16 protein-coding genes and 1 pseudogene are annotated in these 22,604 nt (G+C 71.6%); 8 read left to right on the forward strand and 9 right to left on the reverse strand.

Features of this window, described 5'->3' with window-relative positions; translation table 11 throughout:
• Window positions 1-243: 243 nt before the first annotated feature.
• Together ABZ642_RS05970 and ABZ642_RS05975 are read right to left on the reverse strand one after the other, a co-directional pair.
• Window positions 244-429: a hypothetical protein gene (locus ABZ642_RS05970; RefSeq protein ID WP_360477799.1), complete on the reverse strand. Its 186-nt coding sequence runs from the start codon at window positions 427-429 to the stop codon at window positions 244-246.
• Between the two features lie 468 nt (window positions 430-897).
• Window positions 898-3,801, reverse strand: coding sequence for an AAA family ATPase (locus tag ABZ642_RS05975; protein ID WP_360477802.1), 2,904 nt, complete (start codon window positions 3,799-3,801; stop codon window positions 898-900).
• Window positions 3,802-3,960: 159 nt separating this feature from the next.
• Between ABZ642_RS05975 and ABZ642_RS05980 the strand changes: the two genes are divergently transcribed.
• Window positions 3,961-5,490, forward strand: a complete 1,530-nt coding sequence (locus ABZ642_RS05980; RefSeq protein WP_360477805.1) for a 4-hydroxyphenylacetate 3-hydroxylase N-terminal domain-containing protein — start codon at window positions 3,961-3,963, stop codon at window positions 5,488-5,490.
• Window positions 5,491-5,859: 369 nt separating this feature from the next.
• Here the strand turns inward: ABZ642_RS05980 and ABZ642_RS05985 are convergent, their stop codons facing one another.
• From ABZ642_RS05985 to ABZ642_RS06000, 4 genes are all read right to left on the reverse strand, one after another.
• Window positions 5,860-8,079 (reverse strand): LuxR C-terminal-related transcriptional regulator, encoded by a 2,220-nt coding sequence (locus tag ABZ642_RS05985; protein ID WP_360477808.1) that lies wholly within the window; start codon window positions 8,077-8,079, stop codon window positions 5,860-5,862.
• 131 nt (window positions 8,080-8,210) lie between these two features.
• On the reverse strand, window positions 8,211-8,699 hold the full coding sequence (locus ABZ642_RS05990; protein ID WP_360477810.1) for a flavin reductase family protein: 489 nt from the start codon (window positions 8,697-8,699) through the stop codon (window positions 8,211-8,213).
• Between the two features lie 135 nt (window positions 8,700-8,834).
• Window positions 8,835-9,704 (reverse strand): dioxygenase, encoded by an 870-nt coding sequence (locus ABZ642_RS05995; RefSeq protein WP_360477813.1) that lies wholly within the window; start codon window positions 9,702-9,704, stop codon window positions 8,835-8,837.
• A 69-nt stretch (window positions 9,705-9,773) separates the two neighbouring features.
• A complete protein-coding gene (locus ABZ642_RS06000) occupies window positions 9,774-10,829 on the reverse strand; it encodes a maleylacetate reductase (RefSeq protein WP_360477816.1) in 1,056 nt (351 codons plus the stop codon).
• Window positions 10,830-11,373: 544 nt separating this feature from the next.
• On the opposite strand from ABZ642_RS06000, the gene ABZ642_RS06005 reads away from it, so the two are divergent.
• The 4 genes and pseudogenes from ABZ642_RS06005 to ABZ642_RS06020 form a co-directional block, all read left to right on the forward strand.
• Window positions 11,374-12,066: a TetR/AcrR family transcriptional regulator gene (locus ABZ642_RS06005; RefSeq protein WP_360477819.1), complete on the forward strand. Its 693-nt coding sequence runs from the start codon at window positions 11,374-11,376 to the stop codon at window positions 12,064-12,066.
• On the forward strand, window positions 12,063-12,818 hold the full coding sequence (locus ABZ642_RS06010; RefSeq protein WP_360477822.1) for an SDR family oxidoreductase: 756 nt from the start codon (window positions 12,063-12,065) through the stop codon (window positions 12,816-12,818). Before ABZ642_RS06005 ends, ABZ642_RS06010 begins: the two co-directional genes overlap by 4 nt.
• A gap of 157 nt (window positions 12,819-12,975) precedes the next feature.
• Complete coding sequence (locus ABZ642_RS06015; RefSeq protein WP_360477825.1) at window positions 12,976-13,845, forward strand: ABC transporter substrate-binding protein; 870 nt, start codon at window positions 12,976-12,978, stop codon at window positions 13,843-13,845.
• A gap of 668 nt (window positions 13,846-14,513) precedes the next feature.
• Window positions 14,514-17,216 (forward strand): annotated as a pseudogene (locus ABZ642_RS06020) (multifunctional oxoglutarate decarboxylase/oxoglutarate dehydrogenase thiamine pyrophosphate-binding subunit/dihydrolipoyllysine-residue succinyltransferase subunit); the annotation flags it as partial.
• A gap of 162 nt (window positions 17,217-17,378) precedes the next feature.
• On the opposite strand, the gene ABZ642_RS06025 reads toward ABZ642_RS06020, so the two are convergent.
• On the reverse strand, window positions 17,379-17,951 hold the full coding sequence (locus ABZ642_RS06025; RefSeq protein WP_360477828.1) for an ester cyclase: 573 nt from the start codon (window positions 17,949-17,951) through the stop codon (window positions 17,379-17,381).
• A gap of 176 nt (window positions 17,952-18,127) precedes the next feature.
• On the opposite strand from ABZ642_RS06025, the gene ABZ642_RS06030 reads away from it, so the two are divergent.
• From ABZ642_RS06030 to ABZ642_RS06040, 3 genes are all read left to right on the forward strand, one after another.
• Window positions 18,128-18,793, forward strand: coding sequence for a TetR family transcriptional regulator (locus ABZ642_RS06030; RefSeq protein ID WP_360477831.1), 666 nt, complete (start codon window positions 18,128-18,130; stop codon window positions 18,791-18,793).
• 186 nt (window positions 18,794-18,979) lie between these two features.
• Window positions 18,980-20,482 (forward strand): hypothetical protein, encoded by a 1,503-nt coding sequence (locus ABZ642_RS06035; protein WP_360477834.1) that lies wholly within the window; start codon window positions 18,980-18,982, stop codon window positions 20,480-20,482.
• A gap of 208 nt (window positions 20,483-20,690) precedes the next feature.
• Window positions 20,691-21,368, forward strand: coding sequence for a lytic transglycosylase domain-containing protein (locus ABZ642_RS06040; protein WP_360478875.1), 678 nt, complete (start codon window positions 20,691-20,693; stop codon window positions 21,366-21,368).
• A 57-nt stretch (window positions 21,369-21,425) separates the two neighbouring features.
• Here ABZ642_RS06040 and ABZ642_RS06045 read toward each other — a convergent pair whose 3' ends face one another.
• Window positions 21,426-22,016, reverse strand: a complete 591-nt coding sequence (locus ABZ642_RS06045) for a TetR/AcrR family transcriptional regulator (RefSeq protein ID WP_360477837.1) — start codon at window positions 22,014-22,016, stop codon at window positions 21,426-21,428.
• Window positions 22,017-22,027: 11 nt separating this feature from the next.
• The gene (locus ABZ642_RS06050) at window positions 22,028-22,366 is read right to left on the reverse strand and encodes a 3-hydroxyacyl-CoA dehydrogenase family protein (RefSeq protein ID WP_360477839.1); all 339 of its coding nucleotides are present in this window, start codon (window positions 22,364-22,366) and stop codon (window positions 22,028-22,030) included.
• Between the last annotated feature and the right edge of the window lie 238 nt (window positions 22,367-22,604).

Below are 22,604 nucleotides of genomic sequence, written 5' to 3' on the forward strand. Positions count from 1 at the left end.
CACTGCGGCCTCCATCCCCCTGAGCAATCACCATCGAACAGACTCAGGCAAAGCCGAACAGTAAGGGGACACAAGGTTCAACACAATGGGGCGGGAGGACACGGTCGAGGCGGAAACCGGGACCGGTTCACTGCTCGGGGGCGGGTCCTGAGTGAACGCCGCTCCGGGGCTTGGTACGACGCGGGGCCCATCCCGATGCCGCTCAGGCATCGTGTCGCCGTGTCGGGCGGTCGGGGGTGAAGGTCAGCAGGCGGCCGCTTCGGGTTCGAGGTGCCATTGGCCGATGAAGTCCCGGTGCAGGCGGCACAGTTCGGTCCAGGCCTGGTCAAGGGCGACGTGGTTGCGCCTTCCGCGTTCGACGGGGGTCTCGGCGCGGCCGACGGCGATCTGCCGGGCCTCCTGCCGGTCGGTCCTACGTCGATTCGCCACCGTCCGCCGGGCCGGCCGCCAGCCATGCCGAGAGCCAGGGCTCCAGTTCGTACGCGGATATCGGCCCGTTCTGGGCAGGGCCGGGAAGAGTGGCGACGCACTCCGGGGTCCGCGCGTGACAGGACGAGGCGGGCTCTGATTCGCCCGGTATGTGTCCTGGGGCGGTATGCGTGGTGCTCATCGTGCGACGCCCTCCCGATTCCGCTGGGGGCAACAACCACCGGCACCACCAGTGTTGATCGAGCAGGCACGCACGGCATCGCTCGATCCGGTGATTCGCCCGTGTGCGGTCAGGGGCTCCCGTGCGGCACCGGACGGCCAGGGGACTCTCGCCCGACAAGGGCCGACGGCTCGGCCGACGTACCCGAAGACCACGAGCCGACCGTGGATCCGGGGCCGCGCACAGTCAGGCGGCTCCGTCGGACACGGTCCGCCACGGGGACGGCGGCCGAGCCCGCGCGTCCGGTATCACCCATTCAGGGGATCTCTGCCCCCGGGCTCCGCGGTCGGTGGGCCCGGTCGGTCGAGTGCTTCGGCACCGGCACCCCGCTCGATCGCCAGCCGGGTCAGCTCGACCCGTGAGTTGATGCCGAGCTTGGTGAAGATGTGCTTCATATGGGTGTTGACGGTGTGTACGGACACGTAGAGCCGGTCGGCGACGGCCCGGTTGGTGAGGCCCTCGACGACGAGCGGGATGAGTTTCCGCTCCGACTCGGTCAGGTCCTCCCACCCCTGGGGGTCGGCCGTGTGGGTCCGTACCGGGGCGGTACGTACGCCGAGCCGCCTCAGGCGCCCCCTGATCCGCTCCTGGTCGCGCCCGGCCCCCGAGGCCGACGTCAGGCGGCCCGCTTCCTCGAAGTACGGGATCGCCGACGCCGTGTCGCCGGCTTCGGCCGTCAGCTCGGCGAGATCCTCGCAGGCCGCGGCGAGGGCCAACGGTCTGCCGGTGTTCCGGTAGCCGGCGACGGCGGACTCCAGCGCACCGGAGTCGTGGTGGAGCAGGCCGGCCACGTGGGCGCGGACGGCCCCGATGATCTGCCGGCTCTCGTCCTGTACGGCCAGACTGCGCAGGGCCCCCGACACGGCCTGGGCGAGTACCGGGTCCCCGCCGCGGAGCGCGGTGCGCACGATCCCGGGCCAGTGGGACGGGGGCAGTGCCAGCAGGCGCGCCGGTTCCTGGCTCGCGAAGCTCTCCGCGAGTACGGCCGCAGCCGCGCCGTCGTCACCCTCGGCGTCCGCCAGGCAGGCGCGCGCGAGAGAGACCCAGGGGCCGTACCGCTGGGTGTGTGTGCCGGGATCGGTGCCGGCGGCGCCGAGGTGGTCCTTGGCCTTGGCGAGGTCACCGCGTCTGGTCTCCACCAGGGCCAGGACCGCGCGGGCCCGCGGATTCGGCAGGGTGATCTCCAGTTCGTCCGCCACCGCCAGGCTGGCCTCGGCCTCCACGGCCGCGTCGTCCAGAGCGCCCTGTTCGAGGAGCGCGCAGGCGCGGGCGGCGTGCCAGTGGGGCAGTGACCAGCCCAGGCCCAGCGCCTCCGCGTCGCGTTGTCCCTCCCGCAGGGTCCGCGCGGTGTCGGCGAGCCGGTCGGTGACGGTGAGCACGGTGGCCAGCCACAGCGCCGGAATCCGCGGGGGCCGCAGATAGAGCGCGACGGGCAGGGTGCCGGCGCGCCGGGTGGCCTCCTCGGCGAGTTCGAGGGCTCGGGCCAGGTGGCCGCGGTAGAAGAACGTCTGTGACTGGAACACCATGGCGCTGACGACCACGGCCGGATCGTCGCTGCCGTAGGAGGCCTCGACCAGCCCGGTCCCGGTCCGCTCCGCGGCGGCGATGTCTCCCAGGTAGACATGGCCCGTCGCCTTGGTCTTCAGCAGCCGGACCCGCAGGTCGGACGGGAGCCCGGGCAGGTCGAGGGCCTTCTCCAGGTGTGTCATCGCGGCGGCGTCGTCGCCCGCGGCCTGGTGGATCTCGGCGGCCACCAGGCGCAGCCGCGCCTCCTGCGGCGGCTCCAGGCCTTCCGGCAGCGTGGCGTCGACCAGGTCCAGCGCCTCGTGGACCCGGCGGGTGCGCCCCAGGTACTCGGCGGAGTCGGTCAGCAGGGCGATACGGCGCGGGTCGTGCGGGGGCAGCAGGCCGGCGACCCGCTGGGCCAGGTCCGCCGCCGCGTCGGGCGCCGAGGACGACATGTCCCGTACGGCGGTGGCCAGCGTGGTCACGGAGTGGTCGTCGACCGGGCCGCCCGACATCACGACGTGCCAGGCCACCTCCGCGGGGCGTGCTCCGGTGCCGCGCAGGCTGTCCGCCGCCTCCCGATGCAGGGCGGTCCGCACGGCCGGCGGCAGGTTGTCGTGGACCGCCTGCCGGGTGAGGTCGTGGCGGAAGGCCAGGCGTGGGCCGTCGGCCGAGAGCAGACCGGCGTTCAGGACGGTGTCGACGCCCGACAGCAGGCTGCCGACCTGTCTGCCCATCATCCGGGCGGCCGTGCCGAGGTCGAATTCACGGCCGAGGACGGAGCCGATCTGCACCAGGTGCACGGCGTCTTCGGGAAGCCGGTCCAACCGTGCGGCGACACTGCGCCGGAAGCTGACGGGTATGCCGTCGCGCAGCAGGCCGGCCTCGCCCGCCTCCGTCCTGGCGATGTCGGTGTCGGCGAAGCCGCGTACCAGTTCGATGGCGAGAAAGGGGTTGCCCCCGACACCGCGCAGCAGTCTGGCGAGTCCGGGTGACGGCGTCGCCCCGAGGACGTCGGCCGCGATGTGCTGCAGTTCGCGCTGCGGCAGGGGGCCCAGGGTCAGCCATCGGGCGCCGAGGCGTTCGAGGTCCTCCCGGACCCTGGCCACGATCGGCCGCTCGGCGTCCGACCGTACCGCCAGAACCCACAGAATCCGTGCGGCGGCGAGTCGCCCGGGCAGGGTGCGCAGTACGAAGAGCGTGGCGGGATCGGCCCACTGGGCGTCGTCCACGAGCACGGCCACCGGCGCGCGCTGGGCCCGCTCCTCCAGGGCGTCCGCGATGCTGTCCAGAAGCAGGAGCCGCTGGTCGTCGGCGGCGGCGAGGGCTCGGTGGGAGCCGTCGCAGGGCTGCAGGGCGGACTGCAGGGCGGCTCCCGCCGCGTACTGGTCGAGTTCGTCGGCCCGTACCGAGACCACGTCGAACCCGGACCGCCGTGCCGTCCCGTTCAGCTCCGCGAGGAACCGGCTCTTGCCGACGCCGGCCGCGCCCTCCACGACGACGCAGGCACCCCGTCCGCCGCGCACCACGTCCAGTGCCTCACGGGCCGCCGTGATCTCGCGGTCCCGTCCCCGCAGGCGCAGCCCGGTCACGGCCCGGTTCCCGCGCCCACCGGCGTCGTCGCCGGCGGGATCTGTGCTGTGCATGCGGCAAGCATGGCGCACGGTCACATCGGCTCTCAACGCAAGTCCCGGGGTGACCATCGCTTTCACCCGGGTGAATGCCCCTTCCGGGCCGTCGGCTCACCCTGTCCGGACCCATGCTGCGTGCCATCCGGATCTCTTGCCCCTGGAGAGGAGTACGACGTGCGTACAGGCAAGGAATACCTGGCAGCGCTGAACGACGGCCGCACGGTGTGGGTGGGCGACGAGCTCGTCGACAACGTGGCCACGCACCCGAAGACCCGGGCGTACGCCCGGAGCCTCGCGGCCTTCTACGACCTTCACCACCGCCCGGACCTCCAGGACATCATGACGTTCGTGGACGAGGACGGCGTACGGCGGTCCATGACCTGGTTCCAGCACCGCTCCGCCGACGACCTGCGGCGCAAGCGGGAGTACCTGGAGACGGTGCAGCGCGAGTTGGGCGGCGGGGCCGTACCGCGCACACCGGACGTGAACAACTACGTCCTGCTGACCTATGTCGACGACCCGGAGCCCTGGAGCAGCCAGTCCGTCGGGACGGACGGCCGGGACCTCACCGTGGGGCTCCTCGACTTCTGGAACGAGGTGCGCGACGGCGACCTCAACGCGACACCGGCCTTCGTCGACCCGCAGGCGGACCGCTCGCGCGACTCCGCTCAGGCCGATTCCCCCGCCCTCAGGGTGGTCGCCACCTCGGACGAGGGCATCACCGTGCGGGGTGTCAAGGCGATCAGCACCGGCGCGGCCTTCGGCGACTGGATCCACATCGGGGTCTTCTACCGGCCCGGCATCGTCGCGGAGCAGATCATCTACGGGGCGGTGAAGCCCAACACCCCCGGGGTCACCGTCATCTGCCGCGAGAGCAACGTCCGGGACGGCGAGGAGGTGGAGCACCCGCTCGCCTCGCAGGGCGACGAACTGGACAGCATCATCGTGTTCGAGGATGTACTCATCCCCTGGAACCGCGTCTTCCACATCGGCAACCCCCAGCACGCGTCGCTGTACCCGCAGCGCGTCTTCGATTGGCTGCACTACCACTCGCTGGTGCGGGCGATGGTCAAGGCCGAGCTGATGCTCGGTCTGGCCCTGCTGGTCACCGAGCACATCGGCACCTACCAGTTGCCACCGGTACAGGCCCGGATAGCCAGGTTCGCCGGTTTCCACCAGTCACTCAAGGCGCATGTGGTGGGTTCGGAGGCCCAGGGGTTCTACACGCCCGGCGGGATCTTCAAGCCAAACGTCCTGATGTTCGACTTCGGGCGGGCGTACTACATCGAGCACATCACCGACATGGTGCACGAACTCATCGACCTGGCCGGCCGGGCCGCGCTCATCTACCCCACCGAGGGGCAGTGGCGGCAGCCCGAACTCAGGCCGTGGCTGGAGGCCCTGCAGACGGGACCGGTCGGCAGGCCGCACGACCGGCTGAAGATCAGCCGCGTGATCCGCGACATGTTCCTGTCCGACTGGGGCGACCGCATCGGCGTCTTCGAGAACTTCAACGGCACGCCCCTGCTGGCCATCCGCACGCTCACCATGAAGCGCGCCGAGATGTCCCCGGGCGGCGCCATGGCGGACCTCGCGCGCAAGGTCTGCGGCATCGAGAGGGTGAGCGACGAGGAGGAGGAGTCCGCGTACCGGGCCCAGGCGAACTACGCCCGGCGCCAGGACGCCTCACGTCAGGACGCCTAGAGCCCGGGCGCGGGGGCACCGGCCGGTGCCCGGCCCGGTGGTCACACCCCTACCGAGGTGTGGTCGCCGCGGCCGTGCACAGCGGCAGCACCGGAAGGAGCCGCCACTCCGGTGAGCAGGGGCGACATCGCCGGTCCGGTGAACACACCCGTGTGCACCTCGACCGCCTGCCGCCGGGGCCGGCACCCACCAGTGGGTTGCGGCTCCGGCGGGCGGTGCGGCGATCAGGCCGCCACGGGCCTGCCCGACGGTGCGGATGAGGGCCTGATCAGCGAGTCGATGACGAAGGCGGCCCGGTCCTGCCCGACCAGCACGACCCGCCCGCCACCCCCTTGGTCCGCCGCCCGGGTGCAGGGGCCAGGACCCGGGTCACAGCACACCGCGTTCCCGGGCCCTGGTGACCGCCTCGTTCCTGTCGTGTGCGTCGAGCTTGCGGAAGATCGCGCGCACCTGGGTCTTGACGGTGTTGTGGGACACGTACAGCTCGGAGGCGATCTCACGCAGGGTCAGCGAGCCGCACAGCGCACGCAGCACTCGGCGCTCTCCCAGGGACAGGTCCTGGGGCCGGGGACCGACGGGTACGACCGACGGGTCCCCGCCGACCCGGCCGAGCAGGTCCGTCAGGATGCCGGGCGACTCGCATCTGGCCGCCGCCCGCCCGGCCGCCTCCCGGGCCCCGCGCGCCGCGTTCGTGTCGTGCCGTGCGCCCTCCAGCCGCGACCGCGTGAAGTGCCACAGCGCGCGCACATGGGGTTCGCTCTCCGTCCGGGACGAGTCGGCCAGTGCCGATTCCGCATCGGCCAGCACCTGTTCGGCCTCGTCGAGGCGTGCCTCCCTCAGGAGCAGGCCGGCCCGGCCGACGTAGGCGGGCACCGAGACGAAGTGCCGGTCCAGACCGGCCGTCGCGATCTCATGGACCGCCTCGTCGCTCAGGACGTGTGCCAGTTCGTGACGCCCGGCCAGCAGTGCGCACAGGGTCCGCAGACCCAGCGCGCGGACGAGTGCCAGGCCGTGTCCGGCGGCGTGCGCGTCACGGGTCGCCTCGCCGAGCAGTTCTTCCGCCTCCTCGTACCGGCCGGTCCACAGGAGAGCGGTGCCACGGGCCGTACCGGCCAGGGCGCGCCAGGAGGTCAGCGGCAGGGTGCCGGTGACGGCGGACTCGCCGAGCCGGTCGGCGGTCAGGACCTCCCCCTTCAGACAGCAGGCCACGGCCCGGGCGACGGCGGCCGCGTCACCGACCGTGCCGCCCTCGCCGACGGTCTGGGCTCCCGTCTGCCTGAGCAGGGCCACGTCCAGCCAGCGGCAGGCCGTAACGGGTGCGCCTGCCGCCAGGGCCGTCATGGCCGCCACGACACACAGGCGCGCGTCGGCGGCCACCGTGCGACGCGGCAGCAGGTCCAGCCACTGCGAGACGCGCGCATCGTGGCCCGCCGAGATCTCCTTCTCCCACCCGTCGAGGACCGACGCGACGGCCGCCGGCTCATCTCCGCCCAGCATCCAGTGCCGTACGGCCTCGGTCGTCCGTCCCTGCCGTGCGTACCACTGGGCCGCCGACCGGTGCAGGGCCGCGACGGTGTCCGATCCCTCGGACGCGAGGACGTCGGACAGCAGTGCGGCCAGTGCCCGGTGACGGCGGTACGTGGCCGCCTCGGCGCCGACGGGCACCAGCAGCTGGACGGTTCGGGCGAGCTCGCGCAGCAGGACGCCCGCCCGGTCGCCGGCGAGGGCCTGGCACGGTCCGGCACCGAGTTCGTCGAGCACACTGGTGCGGAGCAGGAACCGGCGCTGTTCGGTGGTGAGCCGGTCGAGGACCTCGGTGGCCAGGTAGTCGGTGACCGCTTGTCTGCCGCGGGCCGGCTGCCCCTCGACGCCGGCCTCGCTCCCGGCGCGGGCCAGGGCACGCCCCATGATGCACAGCCCGGCGGGCCAGCCCTCGGTGGCCTCGTACAGTGCGCGCGCGTTCGCCTCCGTGGGAGCGGATCCGAGCAGTGCGGTGAGCACCGCTCGTGCCTCCTCGGGGGTGAAGGCCAGGTCGTGCAGGTCGAGTTCGGCGACCAGGCCGCGGGCGCGCAGAGCCGGAAGGGGACCTCCGGGAAGGTGCCGGGTGGACAGGACGACACGGAAGCCGTGCGGTAGCCGGGTCAGGAAGTCCGCGAGGGTGCGCTGCGCGTCGGCGTCCGTGACGGTCTCCAGGCCGTCGAGGATCAGGGTGAGCGGACCCGCCGCGCCCACCGCCGTCAGCAGCGCGGGCAGCGTCCCGTCGAGCCAGGAGTCGGCCGTCCACTCGCCCTCGTCGAGGCGGACGGGCAGGTCCGCCCGTGCCTGGTGAAGTGCGCGCAGGATGCCCGACCAGAGCCGGTCCGGGGCGTTGTCGTAGGTGTCCAGGCTGAGCCAGGCGCACGCGCCGTGAGCCGCCTGGTCCCGCGACCACTCGGTCAGCAGCACCGTCTTCCCGGCACCGGCCGGCGCGGAGACCACCACCACGGGCTCGGTCGCCGCGTCGAGCCGGCGCAGCAGTCGCGGGCGGGTCAGAAGATGCGGGGGCTGGACCGGAGGATGCAGCTTGAAGGCCGGCACGGAGCTGGTCATGGCACTTCCCCTGGAGTGGGTCGGAACGAGCGGGAGCCCCCGACGGCCGGATCTCGCCTGCGAGAGCCGGGCGTCGGGGGCGTCGGGGGCGTCGGGGGGCCGGTCACGGGAACGGCGGCTGCCGCCGAGGCCTACCGCGAGGCCCTGAGCGCACCGAAGCCGCCGGCGAAGTGGATCAGCGGCCGGCTGTCGACGCGGTGCGTGCAGTAGCGGACGGCTCCGACGAAGATGGTGTGGTCGCCGCCGGGGAGCGCCTCGGCGACATCGCAGACGACGGCCGCGATGGCGTCCTTCAGCACGGGCACGCCGTGGTCGTCGATGGTCTCGACACCGGCGAACTTGTCCGGTTTGGAGACGGCGAAGTTCCGCGCCAGGGCCTCGCCGTCCTCGCCGAGCACGTTGACCGCGAACCGGCCGTGCTCCGCGATCGCGGTCCGCGTGTACAAGTGGTTGCCGATACACACGAGCAGCTGGAGCGGGGCCAGGGAGAGGGCGGACACGGCGCTCGCGGTCATGCCGATGGGTGTGCTTCCGGAGCGTGTGGTGATCACGCTGACACCCGTGACGAGCCGGCCCATCGTGGCTCGGAAGTCGACTGCCGTGTCGAGGATTTCGGTCATCGGAAGCCTCCGTGAAAGTCGGGGGAACGTCGGTGTGTGGCGCGGGGCCCGGGATGGCTCCCGGTCCCGGTGGGTGGGTGGGCCCACCTGTCGCTCGGGCGCGGCCTGACGTGTGCGGCGCCGACGGCGGTGCGGTCAGTCCGCGGGGAGGGGTTCGAGGACGAAGGTGCGGCGCAGCAGGGTGTACGGCACGTCGGTCAGGCCGCGGCAGGGGCCCGTGTCGGCCTCGTACGTGTCGTAGGCCTCCAGCAGTGACTGCTTGACCCCGAACACCGGATCGGCGTCGAGGTACGGGTCGTCGGAGGGGAAGAGCATGGTGGTCACGCGCTGGAACCCCGCGGCCGCGATCAGCAGGTGCACGTGGGCGGGACGCATCAGCGACCTGCCGGTGGCGCTCATGAGTTCGCCGACCGGGCCGTCACCGGGGATCGGGTAGCTGGCTGGGCGGATGGACCGGAAGCCGAAGTGCCCCGTCTCGTCGGTGCGCAGCAGCGCCCGCATGGCCGGGTCGACCCGGCCGGGTACCTCCATGTCGTAGTGGCCGTCCGCGTCGCTGTGCCAGACGTCCACCCCGGCGCCGGGCACCGGTGCTCCCTCGCGGTCCACGACCCGTCCCTCGAAGAACAGCGGGGTGCCGGGCAGGCCGCCGGAGATGTCGGCGGCGTCGGAGTACTGCGGCCGGTCCTCCCTGAAGTAGGGGCCCAGGACGCTGTTCTGGGTGGCTTTGGCGGAGCGTCGGTTGCTCAGGGCGTCGACGAGCATGGTGACGCCCAGCACGTCGGAGAGCAGGATGAACTCCTGGCGCGTCGGCGTGCACGTGTGCCCGGTACGCGTCAGGTAGTCCACTCCCGCTGCCCACTCCTCCTCGGTCAGTTCGACGTCTCGGACGAAGGCGTGCAGGTGCCGGACCAGTGAGTGCAGGATCTCCGCGAGGCGGGGGTCCTTCGTGTCCCGCATGGTCGAGATCACGGCCTCGGTGATGGTGTCGCTGGTCAGATCACGCATGGCGTGCTCCTGTGGTGAGTGGGTGTCCGCTTGCGGAGTCGGTCTGGGCTGTGGGTGCCGCGGTGACGTTCAGGGCCGCCCGCCGGCCCACGCCTGGGTCAGGAAGGCGGTCACCGCCCTCCGGTCCACGGGACGCGGATTCCAGTAGCCGTCCCGCACGACGAGTTCGGCCGCCTGCTCGATCCCCGACTCGGGCATGCCGAGGTCCCGGAGGGCCCTGGGTGCGCCGAGCCGCCCAGCGAGGTCGAACAGGGAGACGGCGGGGGCGTCTCCCGGGAGTGCCCGCGCGATGCGGGCCATGGCTTCGCCGGCGGCCGGGGCGTTGTAGGCGACGACGTGGGGCAGGACGACGGTGTGCGTCTCGGCGTGCGGCAGTCCGAAGGTGCCGCCCAGCACATGGCACACCTTGTGGTGCAGGGCCATGCCCACCGTGCCCAGGCAGGTGCCGGCCAGCCAGGCGCCGTACAGCGCGTCGGCCCGTGCCTCCGCGTCGTCCGGACGTCGCGCGATCAGGGGCAGGGAGCGGGCGAGGGCGTCGAGTGCCTCACCGGCCATCAGGAAGGCGACCGGGTCCTCGTCCTGCGCGTAGAGGGATTCCACGGCGTGGGCCATGGCGTTGATGCCGCTGACCACCGATACCGGCGCCGGAAGTGTGTGCGTCAGGTCGACGTCGTACACGACCGTCCTGGGCCGCACTTCCGCCAGCCGTCTGGTGGTCTTCCTGCGGCCCTCCGTCTCTCCGAGGATCGGTGTCATCTCCGAGCCGGCGTAGGTGGTGGGCAGCGCCAGCTGCGGAAGACCGGTCCGGGCGGTGATCGCCTTGCCCAGGCCGACGGTCGACCCGCCGCCGACGGCGAGCACCGCGTCGGCCGCCACGGACCGGGCGTACGCGACCGCCCTCTCGGTGACCTCGACGGGGGTGTGCGGGGCGGCCTCGGCGAAGGTTCCCGCGGCTGCCGGGCCGAGCAGATCCCGTATCTGTGCCGCCTGGTCCACCTGGTCGGGCGTGCACAGCACGAGCACCCGACGGCATCCGAGGGCCTCGGCCTCTTCAGGAATGCGGCTGCGGGTTCCGCTGCCGAAGACCACCTTGGTGATCTGCCCCCGGTGCACGAATGTCTTCATGATGTTTCCCTCGGTCCTGCCGCGCCATTTCCTGGGTGGATGGAAGCGTGGTCATGGAATTGAGGTGCGTCAACGGAATCCATGGAAGATGACGGGCAGCCCCGGGGGAATACCTTGTTCGCGTGACCTTCACGGCCCCAACACCCCCCGGAGCGCATGCGATATCACTCATCTGCGGTATGGCAGGACCGGGTCGGGGCGCCCGACTGTGGGCGCAGGTGCGGAGCATCGATTCTCATAATCATCGAAGGCTGTCGCCGAGCCCGACCGAATTCCCGTTCATTGCCCTGGCGGAAATCCCCCCCCGTGGGTTCGTATTGTCGAGAGGCAGCGTGAAAAGCGATGGATGAAGTAGGGGCCACAGCCGGAGCCGGTAGCGGCGTCGCGACGGTCGGCGTCGGCGTCGGCGTCGGCGTCGGCGTCGGCGTCGGCCGGGGCGTCACCCCGGTCCTCGAACGCTGACACCCGTGCGACGCCGTCGCCGCCCCGCCCAGCCCCGCCCAGCGGAGCGCGTGTCTTGACAGCGCAGAGACGGGTATCCAGGATGGAAACCATGGAAACTAATTCAGTTTCGAAAGTTTCCGAGAGTGACGAGCAGCGTGCCGAGGCGATCGTGGAGGCCGCCGGCCGGTTGTTCTTCGCGCCGGGCCTCGCGCCCGTGAGCATGGACGCACTCGCTCGTGAGCTCGGCATGAGCAAGAAGACGATCTACCGCCACTTCCCGGACAAGCGCAGCCTGCTGGCCGCGGTGCTGGACCGGCAGTTCGCGGCGGTGGAGGACACCCTGGTGGCTGCGGCCGAGGGCGCGGAAGGGCAGCCGTTCGACGTGCGGGTCCAGCGGTTCCTGGTCGCCGCGGGCACCGAGCTCGGGCGGATCGGCGCGGCTCAGCTCGCCACCGGACGTGGCGGGGACGCGATCCTCCGCCAGTACGTGGAACAACGTGTGGACGCGGTGATCTACCGACGCATCGACGAGCTGTTCCGGTACGGGCATCGGCAGGGGCTGCTCACCGCCCCTCCCGAGCTGTTGTGCGAGATCACCCGCGGCGCGCTGGAGCGGCTGTTCACCTCCCGGCTGCCGCAGGAACTGGAGTGGACCGCGGCGGATCTGCTGCGGGCCACCGTCGACACCGTGCTCTACGGGGCGGTCCGCCCCACCGGCACCGGTACCGAGGCCGAACGACTCGGAGCGGCCATTCCGGCTGCCCGTGACGACGACAAGGAGGTGAGCCCATGACCGCGACAGCCGACAGGGTGGCCCTGGTGACGGGCGCCAGCAGCGGAATCGGCGCGGCCACGGCACGCGTGCTCGCCGAGCGGGGTATGCGCGTGGCGGTCAACTACCTCAGCAACACCAAGGCGGCCGAGGAGATCGTGGCCGACATCGAGGCGGCCGGCGGCCGGGCCATGGCCGTACAGGCCGACGTACGCGAGGTGTCGGCCGTCGAGGACATGGTCGAGCGGGTACGGGCGGCCTGGGACGGCGTGGACGTGCTGGTGCACAACGCACTCATCCCCTATGCCGTCAAGTCGTTCCAGGACATCACCTGGGACGAGCTGGGCGGCAAGCTCGACGCCGAGATGCACGCGGCCTTCGCGGTCACCAAGGCGGTGCTGCCCACCATGACCGCGCAGGGCTGGGGACGCATCGTCTATCTCGGTACCGGCCTCAGCCGCCGGCCCCGGGAGGGCATGATCGCGCTGGGGACGTCCAAGGCCGCGCTGGAGCAGTTCGCCAGGTACCTCGCCCAGGAACTGGGCCCGCAGGGCATCACGGTCAACATCGTCTCGCCCGGACCGGTCGAGTCCCGTATCGCCGCGGACGTGTTCGACGACGCGACGAAGCAACGGCAGGTGGCCGCCACTCCCCTGGGCCGCCTGGCACACCCGGCCGACGTCGCCCAGGCGGTCGCCTTCTACACCGGCGAGGACAACGCCTTCATGACCGGCACCACCGCCGCGGTCAACGGCGGAATGGCCATGTACTGACGCCGCCCCGCCCTTCCCCGCACGCGGGACCACGCCGTCACGGTCCGGTCGACCGCCGGACGGCATCCGACACACCGTCACCTGAGCACCGGGCAGCACGACGCCTGTGACCGTCACGCGCGCCTGCCTGCGACACGATCAAGGAAGCAGCGTACTCATGTACACGATCGATCTCGCCTACGTCGGGCGGGGCCTGCACGAGGAACTGGCCGCCTACATCGCCGACCAGGAGGACTACTACGCCGACGAGGGCGTCCATGTCGCGCTGCGCGACGGCTGCACCTGGGACGAGGAGCGGCTGCGCCGCGGCGCCACCATCGGGCTCGGGCGGGCCCTGCTGTCCCGGCTGACCGACGGCACCCCGTGGGTCGCACTCAACGTCAACACCCACCGTCCGCTGTTCTGGTTTCTCGCCCGTCCCGAACTGACCTCGCCGGCCGACCTGGCCGGCCGGCGGCTGGCGGTGCACGCCCCGCACACCGCCCCCGGGTGCTTCACCCGGATCGTGCTGCGCAAGGCCGGTCTCGACCCGGACCGTGACATCCGGACGATCGTCCGGGCGCCCGGGGACTACGGCATGGACCTGCGCCGGCTGCGGGACGGCGAGATCGACGCGGCGCTGGTCGGCAGCACCATGGCGCCGGAGGCGGTGGCCGCCGAGTACGGCTGGCGGGTGCTGGCCTGGATGGGCGACCACTTCCGGATCCCCACCGTGGGCCTGGCCGTCGACACCACCTACACCGACCCGGACGACCCGGCGGTCCAGGCCGTCCTGCGCGCGCACCGACGGGCCCTGAAGGTGATCCGCGAAGACCCCGACACCACCGTGCGGCACATGCGGACGTTCCTGGGCGGACACACCCCGGACGAGGTCCGGGCGCACTACGACACCTTCATCGCACCGCACTTCACCACCGACGGCCAGGCCGACCTCGCGATCGGCGAGGCCGCGATCACCGCTGTCGCCGCCGAACTCGGCGTGCCCGCCACCTTCACCGCGGCCGACTTCTACCGCACCGCCCCCTAGCCTCGGGCTTTCACGAGTGGTGCCGTCCACCACTTGATCAGAAACGCCAGAAACACCCCACAACGGCAACGAGCCGGGGCGGTGCTTCTGGTCGAGACCGTCCGCAAGTTGGGCCTGGAAACGGCGATATCGGCAGCACCGGCGCCGTGGCGCAAGCCGCGGACGGTGCACGACCCGGGCGTGGACGCCGGCCTACGACGCGGACGGCGCCGAGCGGCCAGGCGCCTGGGTCGCGGAGATCACCGACATGCCCGACCTGAGCACCTGACCGAAAGGCATGCGGCTGGTCGTCCGCAAGGAACGGCCGCACCCCGGCAACCCGCACCATCGCACCGGCGCAGTGGAACCCGGCGCCCACCCGACGCGACAGCCGGGCCCTCAACGCGTCTTGGCACAGAAAAAGCCGCACCCCACAAACACGGAGTCCCCGTCAGCAAACCGACGGGGACTCTTGGGCCCATGTCCTGATGTGCGGCCGTCGTGGCACATTCACCCCTCCGACTTGGCTGCCGTACCCAACTACCTTGGTGGTGTGACGCGCCGGAAGGATTTTCCGCGCCGAGTCGGGCGCGTCCACCATGGGCCGAATGCGATGAGGAAAGAAGGCGATCCGCGTCGTGGCATTGCGATCCCGCACCGGACAGCCGGTGTCGAATGGGCTGGAATTCGGCCTCAACGAATGGGTTGTCGACGAACAGTACGAGCGGTACCTGCGAGACCCGGGCTCTGTCGACCGGGCGTGGCGGGACCTCTTCGCCCTCCCCGGCCCCGCGACGGAGGGACGGGCACCCGAGGAGACGGCCACCGTAAGCGATCATGCGGAGGAGACAGCCGTCAAGGCCGTCCGCGTCGCGGCACTGATCCACGCGTACCGCGTACGCGGACACCTGATGGCCGACACGAACCCGCTCACGAACCAGAATGAGGTCACTCCCCCGGAGCTCGACGTCAAGACGTTCGGGCTCGGCGAGGACGACCTGGACCGGACGTTCGTCGTGGACGACTTCGCCGGGCGGGACACGATGACGCTGCGTGACGTGCTGGACGTACTACGGGAGTCCTACTGCCGGACCGTCGGCGTCCAGTACATGCACATCCAGAGCTCCGAGGAACGCTGTTGGGTCCAGCAGCGGATCGAATCGCCCCAGCGACCGCCGGACCGCGCCGAACAACTGCAGATCCTCTACCGGCTGGGCGCGGCGGAAGCCTTCGAAAGGTTTCTGCACACCAAATACGTGGGCCAGAAACGGTATTCGCTCGAAGGCGGCGAGTCGGTGATCGTCCTGCTGGACGCCCTGCTGCACCGTGCCATCGCTCACGGAGCGAGAGAGGCCGTCATCGGCATGGCGCACCGTGGCCGGCTCAACGTGCTGGCCAACATCGTCGGGAAGTCCTACCGGGAGATCTTCCACGAGTTCGAGGATGCCGTGGACATCCGCTCGGTCCAGGGATCCGGTGACGTGAAGTACCACCTCGGGGCGGAGGGGACCTATCGCGCCCTCAACGGCAGCACGGTCGGCGTCTCCGTCGTGGCGAACCCCTCGCACCTGGAGGTCGTGGGCCCGGTGGCCCAGGGAGTGGTCCGCGCCAGGCAGGAAGTCGCCCCGGACGGCGGCGGCACCTTCGCGGTCCTCCCCGTCGCCGTCCACGGAGATGCCGCCTTCGCCGGTCAGGGCGTGGTCGGCGAGACGCTGAACATGTCGCTGCTGCCCGGGTATCACACCGGCGGGACGGTTCACGTCGTCATCAACAACCAGCTCGGCTTCACGACCACACCGGCCCACGGCCGTTCGAGCGCGTACGCCACCGATGTGGCACGGACCGTCGAGGCCCCGATCCTGCACGTGAACGGAGACGATCCCGAGGCCGTCGTCCGGGTCGCCCGGTTCGCCTTCGACTACCGCCAGGCCTTCCACAAGGACGTCGTCATCGATCTGATCTGCTACCGGCGCCACGGCCACAGCGAGGTCGACGACCCGTCCATCACGCAGCCGGAGATGTACGACCGTATCGACGCCAGGCCCTCGGTGCGCAAGCTGTACGCCGACGCGCTGGTCCACCGGGGCGACATCGGCGCACCCCAGGCGGAAGGTGCCCTGCGGGACTACCGGGAGCGTCTTGAGCGTGCCTTCGCCGAGACCCACCCGTCGCCGGCGCCCGGCCGGCCGCCGGAGCGCGTCACGGCCGAGGACACGGGGCACGCGGCCGCCGCACCGGCCACCGCGATCACGGAGGCGACCGCCCGGCACATCGTCGCGTCCCAGACCGACCTGCCGCGGGGCTTCACCGTGCACCCGCGTGTGCTGCCGCAGTTGCGCAGGCGTGCCACGATGCTGGACGCGGGAACCATCGACTGGGCCACCGCGGAGACCCTCGCCTTCGGCTCCCTGCTGCTGGACGGGGTTCCGGTGCGGCTGGCCGGGCAGGACTCCCGCCGCGGCACGTTCGGGCAGCGGCACGCCGTGCTCACCGACCGGCGCACCGGCGTGGAGTACACACCGCTCAACTCGCTCGGCGCGCAGGCCGCGACCTTCACGCCGTACGACTCGATGCTGTCCGAACTGGCCGCGCTGGGCTTCGAGTACGGCTACTCGCTGGCACGGCCCGAAGCCCTGGTGCTGTGGGAGGCCCAGTTCGGCGACTTCGCCGACGGTGCCCAGACCGTCGTGGACGAGTACATCGCGTCGTCGGAGCAGAAGTGGGGGCAGCGTTCCGGGGTGACCCTGCTGCTGCCGCACGGCCTGGAGGGGCAGGGACCGGACCACTCCTCCGGCAGGATCGAGCGTTTCCTCCAACTGTGCGCGCAAGGGAACATGAGCGTGGCCGTGCCCACCCTGCCCGGCAACTACTTCCATCTGCTCAGGCAGCAGGCGCTCGCTGCCCCGCAGCACCGAAGGCCGCTGGTGGTGTTCACCCCGAAGTCGATGCTGCGGTCGAAGGCGGCCGTCTCCCCGCTGACGGAGTTCACCGCGGGCGGGTTCCGTGCGGTCCTGCCGGACGAGACGGCCGACGCGGCCCGGGTCAGGCGTGTGCTGATCTGTTCGGGCAAGGTCTTCTACGACTTGGACGCCTACCGGCGGGAGGCCGGCCTGTCGGACACCGCGATCGTCCGTGTGGAGCGGCTCTACCCGTTCCCGGAGCGGGAACTCGCCGCGGAACTCGCCCGCTTCCCCGCCGACGCGGAGGTGCGGTGGGTGCAGGAGGAGGCGGAGAACCAGGGAGCCTGGCTCTTCGTGAGCTCCTCCGTACGGCGCCTGACGGACCGTCCCCTCGGTTGCGTCAGCCGGCCGCCGGCGTCGGCCGCGGCCGTCGGCTCCGCCCGGCGGCATGCCGACGAGCAAGCGGACCTGGTGGCATCCGCTCTCCGCTGACCAGGGCAGACGGACCGGGTTCCCGCGCCACGGCGCGCGACCCGTTGCCGCGGGGCCCCTCGACGACACGCGAGGGGGCCCGCTCGCCCGGCCCGGGCAGCGGCGCCGTACCGAGCCCCGGGTCGGAGGCCGTCCGGGTGCGGACGACACGGCGCGGTGGCCTCAGTGGCCCGCTGTCGGGTGGTCGCGCAGCGACGCGGCCGCCTCGGCGGCCTCGGCGGTCACCCGGGCGGCGGCGCGGGCGGCTCGTCCGGTCATGCGCCAGGCGATCATGCGCAGTGCCGTGGGCGGCGCCGGCGGAAAGACGCCGAGTTGTCCGAGCATGGTGATGTCGTCGCGGACGGCCTCGTGCCGGATCACCTTGCCGTCGCGCAGGCCGAGCACATGGATCTGCTCGAAGTCGATCTCGCGCCCGGTGGGAGGTATCGCCTGGTCGAGCACGCCGTCACGGTAGCGGACGAAGGGGCCCGTGTGGCGGCCCTGCATGCGCAGTCGCACCCAGACCTCGTCGTCGTTGAGCGCGGTACCGAGGACCGGGAAGCGCAGGTCGCTGAAGGCGGAGCGCATCCAGGCGCCCGAGGCGAGGACTCCGGCCGGGCCGGGCAGCGCGCAGGCCGCGGGTGCCACGGCGGCTTCGCGGTTGTGGAACTCCTCGTGGACCACGTCGGCGGCGAGTGCCGGGGCACCCGCCGCGAGGACCCGGAAGAGTCCGTGGGCCAGTTCTGTGGGCTCCATACCCATGGTGCGGCTGCCTCTCGTCGGTGGTGTGGTCGTGGTGACGGCGTGGGCCCGGCCTCCAGCGGGCGTGCTGCAGCACCCCGGCCGTGGGGCCGCCCGAAGGCACCCGGGCTCCGCCGATCGCAATTGAGGTTACCGTACGCCTAATGAATTCATCGCGATAGAGTGCGATCATGCAGCCGAAGCGTTCCTACGTCTCCCCGCTGCGCGAACAGGCCGCCGCACGGACCCGTGAGCTGATCCTGAGCCGGGCGACGGAACTGTTCGCCGAACGCGGCTACGGGCGGGTGACCGTGGCCGACATCGCCGCGGCCGCGGGCGTGGCCGCCAAGACCGTCTTCGCGAGCGTCGGCAGCAAGAGCGACATCCTCAACCGGATCGTCGACCAGGGCGTGAACGCCTCCGGCTACGAGCGGGCGATGGAGGCGCTGCTCGCGGAGCGGTCGCCGGAGTCGGTGCTGCGCACGCTGGCCCGCGGCACACGGGCCGGCAACGAGGGCCAGTTCACCGTGCACGAGGCGATCCGCAAGGCGCTGCCCGTCCACGAGGACGGCGAGGCCCTGTGGGATCGCGCCACCGCGGACTACCGGGCCGCGCTGCGGACAGCGGCCCGCCATCTGCACACCCTGCCGCCCCCACCCGTCTACTCGGTGGCGGAGACGGCCGACCTGCTCTGGCACTGGTTCGGCCCCACCGGCTGGCAGTCCCTCGTGGCCGAGAGCGGCTGGACCTGGGACCGCGCGGAGGACGTCCTGTACCGCACGGCACACGCCGCACTCCTCTCGCGCGATCCGGCCACAGGATCCGGCGACGACCACCCGGCCGAGCCGACGCACTGAGGCGTCGCCTGCCGTTGCATACGTTTTAAGGGCCCGGCGCCCAAGCGGCCGAAGTCGACGGCGGTGGACGACCGTGCACAACCCTTCAGCCCGTCGGCGGGTCCCCTATGCGGCGGCGGGCAGCGGGCCTCCGCGGCCGACCCCGCCCGTGTCGTCCGGCCTCGCAGCGATCCCGGGAGCCCCACCATGCGCCACAGGAGATCCTTCGACAGAAGCCGGTCGCACCGTGTCACCGGCACTGTCGCCGCGACACTGCTGCTGACGATCGGCGCCACGTGCACGGCGACGGCCTCGCCCGCCGACGCCGCGCCCGCGCCCATCACGCACGACGACTTCAATAACGACGGCTACCGCGACCTGGTGGTCTCGGCGCCCGGCGGAACCGTCAGCGGGAAGAAGAGCGCCGGCTACGTCGCTGTCCTGTACGGCTCCGCGACCGGGCTGTCGACCGCACACCGGGCGACGTTCAGTATGAGCACCCCCGGCGTGACGGGCCTCGCCCAGACCGGGGACCGCTTCGGGCAGGCCACGGCCACGGCCGACGTCGACCGGGACGGGTACGACGACCTGATCGTCGGCGCGCCCGGCAAGGACATCGGTACGGCCGTCGACGCGGGCTCGGCCACCGTCCTGTTCGGCTCGCCCACGGGGCTGCACGCCGCAGGCAGCAGATGGCTCCAGGAGATCACCCCGGTGGCGGGCCACCGCTTCGGGGCGGCGCTGGCAGCGGGCTGGTTCAAGGTGGACGACTCGGCGGTGGCCATCCTGTCGAAGGACACCCTGTGGTCCTTCGGCTTCGAGGTCACCTCCACCGGCCGCCGGATGGAATCGGACCACGGTCCGCTGTCCCTGTTCGTTCCCTCGGACTTCCGTCCCACCGCCCTCACCATGGGCGACTACAACAAGGACCGCGCGGACGACCTCGTCATCCTCGGCAACGGGACCTTCGACGCGGCCGGCGTGTACGGCCGGGCCTTCTATGTCTCCGGCGGACGTGGCGGGTGGGCGGACCACTACGAACTGACCGGCGGCGGCCAGGTCGGCGCCTCGGGGGACGTGAACAAGGACGGCTACGCCGACGTCGTGGTGGGTACACCCGACGACCGGGACTCCCAGGGCAACCTGTCCAGCCCCGGTGGGTTCTTCGTCCACTTCGGCGGGCCGTCCGGGCCGGGCAGCCGGGACGGCGGATACAACCGTCGGTACTGGACGCAGAACTCGCCGGGCGTGCCGGGCGTCAACAAGCCCGGTGACCGCTTCGGCGCGGCCCTGAGCGTCCGGGACGTCGACGGCGACGGCTACGACGAGGTGGCGATCGGCGCGCCGGGCAACGACATCGGCAGTGCCGTCGACGCCGGTACCGTCTGGGTGATGCGCGGCTCGGCGTCCGGCCTGACCACCAAGGGCATCCGGGTGCTGAGCCAGAGCCCGCGCGCGGTCCCCGGTGTTCCCGAGAAGGGCGACCAGTTCGGCGGCGCGGTACGGCTCATCGACGCCGACCGCGACAACAGGGCCGGCCTGATCGCCGGCACCCCCGGTGAGGATGGCGGCAACGGCGGCGTCTGGGTCTTCCCGGCCACCGGCGACGGACTCTCCCTCACCCGCTCATGGTCCTTCGACGGCGGCACCCTGCGAGCTCCCAGCCCCGACGCCCGCTTCGGCGAGACACTGGCCCCGCACGGCCGTTGACGCCCCCCAGGGGGAGGCGGCAAGGCACCGAGGCGGAACCAGCGGTCGGCCCGACCAGCTCGTTCGGCGAGTGTGAGGATCCGCACGTCCGCCGGGATTGCGTCGGACCGGCCCGCACGCAAGAGTGTTCCAACTGTCCGACCCCGCAAGCGAGATGATTCCGTCGGGCGCCACGCGCAGTGGCGCCGGCGAAGAGGATGCGATGCGCGTGAGCCCCATGCCGTTGAGGGGATTCGCGGTGGCCTCGGCCACCGCGGTCACCGCTGTCGGAAGCGTCGTCGGTGTTGCCTCGGGCAGCAGCGCGCAGAACAACGACGCCCAGGCTGCGACAGCGACCGGTGCCACCCTCCTCGCGGACCTGCCTGCCGACCAGCAGGCACAGGTGCAGACCGCGTCCCTGACCCAGCAGGCCGACGCCGTGGCCGTCCAGGCGGACGCGAGCGCCCGCAAGGACGCCGAGCAGGCCGCCCGGGCGGCGGCGGCCAAGACCGCACAGGCCAAGAAGGCCGCCGCCGACAAGGCCGCCAGTGAGCGTGCGGAGGCCAAGACCGAGGCCGTCGATTCCACCGCCAGCTTCCCGGTGCGGAGTTCGTACACCGTGGCGCAGCTCAAGGCGATGGCCGCGGAGATCGTGGGCAGCAGCCAGTTCCAGTGCTTCAGCAACATCGTGGACCACGAGTCCACCTGGAACTACCTCGCCGTCAACCCCTCCTCCGGCGCCTACGGACTCGTCCAGGCCCTGCCCGGCTCCAAGATGGCCACCGTCGCCGCCGACTGGCAGACCAACCCGGCCACCCAGATCAAGTGGGGGCTCAACTACATGAACACCGCCTACGGCAGCCCCTGCCAGGCCTGGGCCTTCTGGCAGGTCCACCACGCGTACTGACGGCGCCGACCCGGTCGGCTCCCGGGACGCGCGCCGCGGGTGAGGCGATGGCGCTGATCAGGTCGTGGTGATGGCGCCGAGGACCCGCGGGATGATGCGTTCGCGGAAGGCGGCAGCCGGGGCGCCGTGAATGATCTCCTGTGCCGTGATTCCCTCATGCATCGCGGTGACCAGCATGGCGATGTCGCGGCAGTCGTCCGGCGTGGCGTCGTGGAGGACGCCGGCGAGGATCTGGGTCATCCCGGCGATGAAGCGTTCCTCGTGGGGCACCAGCTCGGCGGCGACCTCGGGATTGCGCCCGGCGTGGAGGGTGAACTCCATGGACGCGAGGAACCACTGCTCGTCGTCCCGACGATGCGCGACGAGCAGCTCCAGAACACGTACGGCCGGACCCTCACCGCCGGTGTCGTCGTGTGCGGCACGTTCGAGGCCGGCCAGGATGCGGTCGGTCTCGGTGTCGTAGAGCGCGAGGAACAGGTCCTCTTTGCTGCGGTAGTTGGAGTAGAACGCGCCGCGGGTCAGGCCGGCGTGCCCGCAGATGTCGCTGATCGAGGTCGCATGGTAGCCGCGCTCGATGAACAGCGCGCGGGCGCTGGTCATCAGGGCGGCCACTGTGCGCGGCCGGGTCTTGGTCGGCGACTTGGGCATCGTGTACCTGTTCAGACCTTTGTGTAGTCGTCGTAGAAACCTGCGCCGCTCTTCACTCCGAGTCGGCCACTGCCGATGTAATCACGCAACAGCAGGCGAGGTGCCTCGGGGTACTCGGGGTGTTCGGCGGCGTAGTGCTCCTCGATGTCGAGTACGACGTCCAGACCGACCTTGTCCATCAGCCGGAACGGTCCGCCCTTGAGTCCCGTGTTGACGCGGAACATCGCGTCGACGTCCTGCGGGGTGGCGACCCCCTCCGCGACCAGTTCGAGGCACTCGCGCTTCACGGCGGCCCACACCCGGTTGAAGATGAACCCGGTGCTCTCCTTGCGGGCCTCGAACGGGCTCACCCCGAACTCAGGGAGTGAGATGGGCAACGGGCGCGGGCCTGTCCGCATCGGGCACGCGGAGTCGTCGCCGGTCGGGGCCCCACGGCGGGCGCGGCGGTCCGCCGGTGCGGCCGGTGCGGCCGGTGCGGCCGGTGCGGCCGGTGCGGCCGGTGCGGCCGGTCGAGGATCCGCCGTGCAGCCGCCTCCGACTACGGGCATGGCCGACGTACCGCGGGTCGACAAGGAGGGCTTCCTCGAA

This window comes from Streptomyces sp. NPDC007157, from assembly GCF_040634235.1.
GTDB lineage: Bacteria > Actinomycetota > Actinomycetes > Streptomycetales > Streptomycetaceae > Streptomyces.

Bases quoted from the DNA above. Each gene is read 5' to 3' on its own strand.
- ABZ642_RS05975 (WP_360477802.1), bottom strand. From the start codon at position 3,801: ATGCACAGCACAGATCCCGCCGGCGACGACGCCGGTGGGCGCGGGAAC.
- ABZ642_RS05985 (WP_360477808.1), bottom strand. From the start codon at position 8,079: ATGACCAGCTCCGTGCCGGCCTTCAAGCTGCATCCTCCGGTCCAGCCC.
- ABZ642_RS05990 (WP_360477810.1), bottom strand. From the start codon at position 8,699: ATGACCGAAATCCTCGACACGGCAGTCGACTTCCGAGCCACGATGGGC.
- ABZ642_RS05995 (WP_360477813.1), bottom strand. From the start codon at position 9,704: ATGCGTGATCTGACCAGCGACACCATCACCGAGGCCGTGATCTCGACC.
- ABZ642_RS06000 (WP_360477816.1), bottom strand. From the start codon at position 10,829: ATGAAGACATTCGTGCACCGGGGGCAGATCACCAAGGTGGTCTTCGGC.
- ABZ642_RS06005 (WP_360477819.1), top strand. From the start codon at position 11,374: ATGGAAACCATGGAAACTAATTCAGTTTCGAAAGTTTCCGAGAGTGAC.
- ABZ642_RS06010 (WP_360477822.1), top strand. From the start codon at position 12,063: ATGACCGCGACAGCCGACAGGGTGGCCCTGGTGACGGGCGCCAGCAGC.
- ABZ642_RS06015 (WP_360477825.1), top strand. From the start codon at position 12,976: ATGTACACGATCGATCTCGCCTACGTCGGGCGGGGCCTGCACGAGGAA.
- ABZ642_RS06025 (WP_360477828.1), bottom strand. From the start codon at position 17,951: ATGGAGCCCACAGAACTGGCCCACGGACTCTTCCGGGTCCTCGCGGCG.
- ABZ642_RS06030 (WP_360477831.1), top strand. From the start codon at position 18,128: ATGCAGCCGAAGCGTTCCTACGTCTCCCCGCTGCGCGAACAGGCCGCC.
- ABZ642_RS06035 (WP_360477834.1), top strand. From the start codon at position 18,980: ATGCGCCACAGGAGATCCTTCGACAGAAGCCGGTCGCACCGTGTCACC.
- ABZ642_RS06045 (WP_360477837.1), bottom strand. From the start codon at position 22,016: ATGCCCAAGTCGCCGACCAAGACCCGGCCGCGCACAGTGGCCGCCCTG.